Origin of the sequence: Kineococcus esterisolvens, from assembly GCF_050871405.1 — a bacterium.
Lineage (GTDB): Bacteria > Actinomycetota > Actinomycetes > Actinomycetales > Kineococcaceae > Kineococcus.
The window spans coordinates 1-5,714 of record NZ_JBJLRI010000127.1 but is presented as its reverse complement, the minus strand read 5'-3'; the positions used below and the strand labels follow the sequence as shown (position 1 = coordinate 5,714).

The window sequence follows — 5,714 nt, the reverse complement described above, 5'->3', positions numbered from 1 at the left end:
CGGCCGCGACCGGGTGGTCGCGGCCGGCGGCCTCGTCGCGGGGTGAGCGCGGCGCGTCAGCGCGCTGAGCGCTCCGGGCGCCACACCACCAGCGCGGTGGAGCGCTGCGGGGAGGGGGGGCGCTTGCCGACGGGGGTGGCGACGATGTCACCGGCCATCCCGGCGGCGAAGATGCGACGGGCCTGCTGCCGCACCAGCTGCACCTCGGCCTCCAGCTCCTCCACGCGCCGGCCCATCGCGGTCACCTGGTTCTCCAGCTCCAGGATCCGCTTGATGCCGGCCAGGTTCACGCCGTCCTCCTGGGACAGTCGCTGCACCTCGCGCAGCTGGGCGATGTCGCGCGCGGAGTAGCGGCGGCCGCGACCGCGCGCCCGGCTCGGGGAGACCAGGCCCAGCCGGTCGTACTGGCGCAGCGTCTGCGGGTGCATCCCCGCCAGCTCGGCGGCCACGGAGATGACGAACACCGCCGCGTCCTCGTCGTAGTCGTAGTTGTAGTCGTGCACGGTCCCCTCCTCCCACCGGTTCCCCCGGGCGCGACCCCCTCGGGGGCCGCGCCCGTTCCCGGGCACGGCCCCCGCGGGGCGCTCACCCGCGTCAGCTGCGAGCGCGCTCGGCCAGACCCGCGCGGGGGTCCTGACCGGCGGTCGCCTTCGCGAACGCCTCCACGGCCTCGCGCACCTCGCCGTCCACCCGCTGCGGCACCACGACCTCCACCGTGACGAGCAGGTCGCCGCGGTCGTCGGTGGAGCGCGAGCGCTTCACACCGCGTCCCTTCAGCCGCAGCGTGCGGCCCGAGGGCGTGCCCGGTGCGATCTTCACCCGGACGGCGCTGCCGTCGAGGGTCGGCACCTCCACGGTGGCGCCCAGGACCGCCTCGTCGAACGACACCGGCAGCGTCATGCGCAGGTCGTCCCCCTCGCGCTTGAACACCGGGTGCGCTTCGACGTGGACGGTGACGAGCAGGTCGCCGGCGACACCTCCGGGGCCGGGCATCCCCTTGCCCCGCAGGCGGACGGTCTGCCCGTCGCGCACGCCCTGCGGCAGCCGGGCGTTGACGGTGCGCACCGGGCCGCCGCGCGGGTCGGGAACCCGCAGCGACACCGTCGCACCCTCCAGCGCGGCGCGGAACGAGACCCGCGCCGAGGCTTCCAGGTTCTGCCCCTGCGCGGGCGGCGGCGGCCCGCCGAACGGCCCGCCGAACTGCCCGCCGGCACCACCGGGTGCACCGCCCTGGCCGAACAACCCGCCCAGCAGGTCCTCGAAACCGGGGCCCGCGGAACCGCCGGGGGTGCCGAAGCGCACGCCGCCGGGCGCGCGGCCCTGCCCGAACAACCCGCCCAGCAGGTCCTCGAAACCGGAACCCGCGCCGGGGCCGCCGGCCCCGCCCGCGGAGAACCGGGCACCGCCGCCGACCATGGCGCGCACGCCGTCGTACTGCCGGCGCTGCTCGGGGTCGGACAGGACGGCGTACGCCTCCCCGACCTCCTTGAACCGCTGCTCGGCCGCAGGGTCACCCGGGTTGGCGTCCGGGTGCAGCGTCCGCGCCTTCTTGCGGTAGGCCTTCTTGACCTCCGCCGCGTCGGCGTCGTGGGGGATGCCGAGCACGGCGTAGAAGTCCTTCTCCGCCCAGTCCTGCATGCTCACCGGCACTCCCTCCCCTCCACCATCGACGACATGACAGGACTCCGGGAACCCCTCGGCGTCACTGCGGGTCGGCCACCGCGACGCGTGCCGGGCGCAGCACGCGCTCGCCGAACCGGTACCCGGGCTGCAGCACCTGCACGCAGGTGGCGACCTCGTGCTCCTCGGAGTGGCTGTGCATCAGGGCCTCGTGCACCGCGGGGTCGAACGGCTCGCCGCTCTCGCCGTAGCGCTCGAGGCCGAAGCGGCTCAGCGTCGCCTCCAGCTTCTCGGCGATCGCCGAGAACGGGCCGGTGAGGTCGCCGTGCTGACGGGCCAGGTGGACGTCGTCCAGCACGGGCAGCAGCGCCTCCGCCACGCTGGAGAGCGCGGCGTTGCGCGCCACGTCCCGGTCGCGGTCGACCCGCTTGCGGTAGTTGACGTACTCGGCGTTCAGCCGCTGCAGCTCCTCCAGGCGCTCGGCCGCGAGGGCCTGCGCGGCTTCCAGCGCCGCGTCGGCGGCACCGTCGTCCGGGCCGCCGACGACCGGCTGGGCCGCCGCGGGTCCCGCCGCCTCGGCGGGCTGCTCCGCGGCGGGCGCCGGCTCGCGCAGCTGCCCGGTCTCGGGGTCGATGCGGCGACGGTCGCGGACGACGGTCGGTTCGGGGAACTCCTCCGACATCACTTGTCCTTCTCGTCGTCGACGACCTCGGCGTCCACGACGTCGTCGTCGGCGGGCTTGGTGAAGTCCGGGCCGGCCGAGGCGCCGGCGTCACCGGCGGGGGAACCCTCGCCCTGCGCCTGCGCGTACATCGCCGAGCCCAGCTTCTGGCTGGCCTGCGCCACGGCCTCGGTCTTGGCCTTGATCTCGGCCGCGTCCGTGCCGTTCAGGGCGCTCTTGAGCTCCGCGACGGCCTTCTCGGTCTCCTCCTTGCCGTCCGCGGGCAGCTTGTCCGCGTTGTCGGCGAGGAACTTCTCGGTCTGGTACACGAGGCTCTCGGCCTGGTTGCGGGCCTCGGCCTCCTCGCGGCGCTGCTTGTCCTCGTTCGCGTGCGCCTCGGCGTCCTTGACCATGCGCTCGATGTCCTCCTTCGACAGCGCGCTGCCGCCGGAGATGGTCATCGACTGCTCCTTGCCGGTGCCGCGGTCCTTCGCCGACACGTGCACGATGCCGTTGGCGTCGATGTCGAAGGTGACCTCGACCTGCGGCACGCCGCGCGGGGCCGGCGCGATGCCGGTGAGCTCGAACGTGCCCAGCGGCTTGTTGTCGCGGGCCAGTTCGCGCTCGCCCTGGAACACCTGGATGAGCACGGACGGCTGGTTGTCGTCGGCGGTGGTGAACACCTCCGAGCGCTTGGTCGGGATGGCCGTGTTGCGCTCGATGAGCTTGGTCATGATGCCGCCCTTGGTCTCGATGCCCAGGGACAGCGGGGTGACGTCGATGAGCAGGACGTCCTTGCGCTCACCCTTGAGGACACCGGCCTGCAGGGCGGCGCCGATGGCGACGACCTCGTCCGGGTTCACGCCCTTGTTGGGCTCCTTGCCGCCGGTCAACTCCTTGACGACGTTCGTCACGGCGGGCATGCGGGTGGAACCACCCACGAGCACGACGTGGTCGATGTCGGCGAGCTTGACGTCGGCGTCGCGGATGACGGCGTGGAACGGGGCCTTGGTGCGGTCCAGCAGGTCCTGCGTCATCTGCTCGAACTGCGCACGGGTCAGCTGCTCGTCCAGGTGGACGGGGCCGTTCTCCGTCATCGACAGGTACTGCAGCGAGATGCCGGTGCTCGTCGCGGTCGACAGCTCCTTCTTGGCCTGCTCGGCGGACTCGCGCAGGCGCTGCATGGCGATCTTGTCCTTGGACAGGTCGATGCCGTAGCTGCCCTGCACCTTCTTCAGCAGGTGGTCCACGATGCGCTGGTCCCAGTCGTCACCACCGAGGTGGTTGTCGCCGGAGGTGGCGCGCACCTGGATGGTGGAGAAGCCGTCCTCGTCCTTGCCGACCTCCAGGAGGGACACGTCGAACGTGCCGCCACCGAGGTCGAAGACGAGGATGAGCTCGTCCTCCTTGCCCTTGTCCAGGCCGTAGGCGAGCGCGGCCGCGGTGGGCTCGTTGATGATGCGCAGGACGTTCATGCCGGCGATCTCGCCGGCCTCCTTGGTGGCCTGGCGCTGGGCGTCGGAGAAGTACGCCGGGACGGTGATGACCGCGTCGGTGACGGCTTCGCCGAGGTAGGACTCCGCGTCGCGCTTGAGCTTCTGCAGGACGCGGGCGCTGATCTCCTGCGGGGTGTACTTCTTGTCGTCGATCGCGACGGTCCAGTCGGTGCCGACGTGGCGCTTGACGGAGCGGATGGTGCGGTCCACGTTGGTGACGGCCTGGCGCTTGGCGATCTCGCCGACCAGGACCTCGCCGTTCTTGGCGAACGCCACGACCGACGGGGTCGTGCGACCGCCCTCCGCGTTGGCGATGACCGTCGGCTCGCCGCCCTCCAGGACGGAGACGACGGAGTTGGTGGTACCGAGGTCGATGCCGACCGCACGTGCCATGGTGGTGAATCCCCTCTTCGCGGTTGAGCCTTCTACGCTCAAGTCTGCCGACCGCCACGGATCTGTCAACCCGGCAGTCACATCACTTGAGCCCACCCGGCTCAACTGACGAGGGGGGCGCGGTGTTCCCGGAGGTGTGGCACGGGTGGGCTCCGGCGTGGGCTAAGGTCTACGACGCACACCGGGGCGGGCCACCAGGTCCGGCGCCGGGAAGCGTGCGGACGTAGCGCAGTTGGTAGCGCATCACCTTGCCAAGGTGAGGGTCGCGGGTTCGAGTCCCGTCGTCCGCTCTCCCCCTCTCTTCACTAGGGTCACCCCGTGGACTCCCCCGTGCGACAGGTGCCGCTGCACTTCTCCGCCGCCTCCCGGGCCGGCGCGACCCACACCAACCTCTCCGCGGTCCGCACCGACGGCGAGCACCTGTGGGTCGCCGGCGACGAGACCGCCACCGTGGAGCGCCTGACCGCGCAGCGCTCCGCCGACGGCGCGGTCACCGGGTACGCCGACGAGGTCAGCACCAACCTCGCCGACCTCGTCGACCTGCCCGCCGGCGCCGAGGAGGAGGCCGACCTGGAGGGCATCGCCCGCAACGGCCCCTGGCTGTGGGCGGTCGGCTCGCACAGCCTCAAGCGCAAGAAGATCCGCGACCACGACTCCGACGCCAAGGCCCGCAAGCGCCTGGGCAAGGTCGTGCGCGAGGAGAACCGCTACGTCCTGGCCCGCCTGCCGGTCGACCCCGCCACCGGCCTGCCCGCCCGCCGCGTCGAGGTGGACGGCGAGGAGCTCACCGCCGCCGTCCTCGGCGGCCGCGGCGACTCCCTGACCGACCTGCTCGACGACGACGACCTGCTCGAGCCGTTCCTCGCCATCCCCAGCAAGGACAACGGCGTGGACGTCGAGGGCATCGCCGCCCACCAGCGCGACGACGGCGAGGTCCGCCTGTACGTCGGCTTCCGCGGGCCCGTGCTGCGCGGCTGGGCCGTCGTGGTGGAGGTGCGGCCCGAGACCGACCCCGACGACCCGCACCGGCTGCGGCTCGCCCGCTTCGGCGACGGCCCGGGGAAGGGCGAGCGCTACCGCCTGCACCTGCTGGACCTGGGCGGCCTGGGCGTGCGCGACCTGTGCCCGCACGGGGAGGACCTGCTCGTGCTGGCCGGTCCGTCGATGAGCCTGTCCGGGCCGGTGCGCGTGCACCGCTGGGTGGGCGCCTGCGCCGCCGACGCCGCCGAGGTCGTGCGCGCCGACGAGCTGCCGCTCGTGCTGGAACTGCCCCACGGCCAGGGCGAGGACCACGCCGAGGGCATCGCCGTGCTGCCGCCCGGCGCTCACGGCACCGACCACGGCGAGCAGCTCCTCGTGGTGCTCGACTCCCCGGCCGCGGCCCGCCACGCCGGCGACGGCGCGATGCTCGCCGACGTGTGGGACCTGCCGCCGGCGTGAGCCGCAGCGGGGGGCGCGCGCCCCCCCCGCCCCCCCCCCCCCCCCCCCACCCCCCCCCCCCCCCCGCCCCCCCCCCCCCCCCCCCCCCCCCCCCCCCCCCCCCC

5 protein-coding genes and 1 tRNA gene are annotated in these 5,714 nt (G+C 73.5%); 2 read left to right on the top strand and 4 right to left on the bottom strand.

Going from position 1 to position 5,714, the window contains the following annotated elements:
- Positions 1 to 56 precede the first annotated feature (56 nt).
- From ACRYR8_RS20865 to dnaK, 4 genes are all read right to left on the bottom strand, one after another.
- On the bottom strand, positions 57 to 428 hold the full coding sequence (locus ACRYR8_RS20865) for a heat shock protein transcriptional repressor HspR (RefSeq protein WP_432485463.1): 372 nt from the start codon (positions 426 to 428) through the stop codon (positions 57 to 59).
- Positions 429 to 594: 166 nt separating this feature from the next.
- Positions 595 to 1,644, bottom strand: coding sequence for a DnaJ C-terminal domain-containing protein (locus ACRYR8_RS20860; RefSeq protein ID WP_432485448.1), 1,050 nt, complete (start codon positions 1,642 to 1,644; stop codon positions 595 to 597).
- A gap of 58 nt (positions 1,645 to 1,702) precedes the next feature.
- Positions 1,703 to 2,302: a nucleotide exchange factor GrpE gene (grpE, locus tag ACRYR8_RS20855; protein WP_432485450.1), complete on the bottom strand. Its 600-nt coding sequence runs from the start codon at positions 2,300 to 2,302 to the stop codon at positions 1,703 to 1,705.
- Complete coding sequence (dnaK, locus tag ACRYR8_RS20850; RefSeq protein ID WP_432485451.1) at positions 2,302 to 4,170, bottom strand: molecular chaperone DnaK; 1,869 nt, start codon at positions 4,168 to 4,170, stop codon at positions 2,302 to 2,304. Before dnaK ends, grpE begins: the two co-directional genes overlap by 1 nt.
- A 217-nt stretch (positions 4,171 to 4,387) precedes the next feature.
- Here dnaK and ACRYR8_RS20845 point away from each other — a divergent pair.
- Positions 4,388 to 4,460 (top strand) — tRNA-Gly (locus ACRYR8_RS20845).
- A gap of 28 nt (positions 4,461 to 4,488) precedes the next feature.
- Positions 4,489 to 5,610 carry a DUF3616 domain-containing protein gene (locus ACRYR8_RS20840; RefSeq protein ID WP_432485452.1) on the top strand — a complete coding sequence of 374 codons (1,122 nt, stop codon included), beginning with the start codon at positions 4,489 to 4,491 and terminating at the stop codon, positions 5,608 to 5,610.
- Positions 5,611 to 5,714: the final 104 nt, after the last annotated feature.

Excerpts from the sequence above, each read along its gene's own strand:
- grpE (WP_432485450.1), bottom strand. The coding sequence starts at position 2,302 with ATGTCGGAGGAGTTCCCCGAACCGACCGTCGTCCGCGACCGTCGCCGC.
- ACRYR8_RS20865 (WP_432485463.1), bottom strand. The coding sequence starts at position 428 with ATGCACCCGCAGACGCTGCGCCAGTACGACCGGCTGGGCCTGGTCTCC.
- dnaK (WP_432485451.1), bottom strand. The coding sequence starts at position 4,170 with ATGGCACGTGCGGTCGGCATCGACCTCGGTACCACCAACTCCGTCGTC.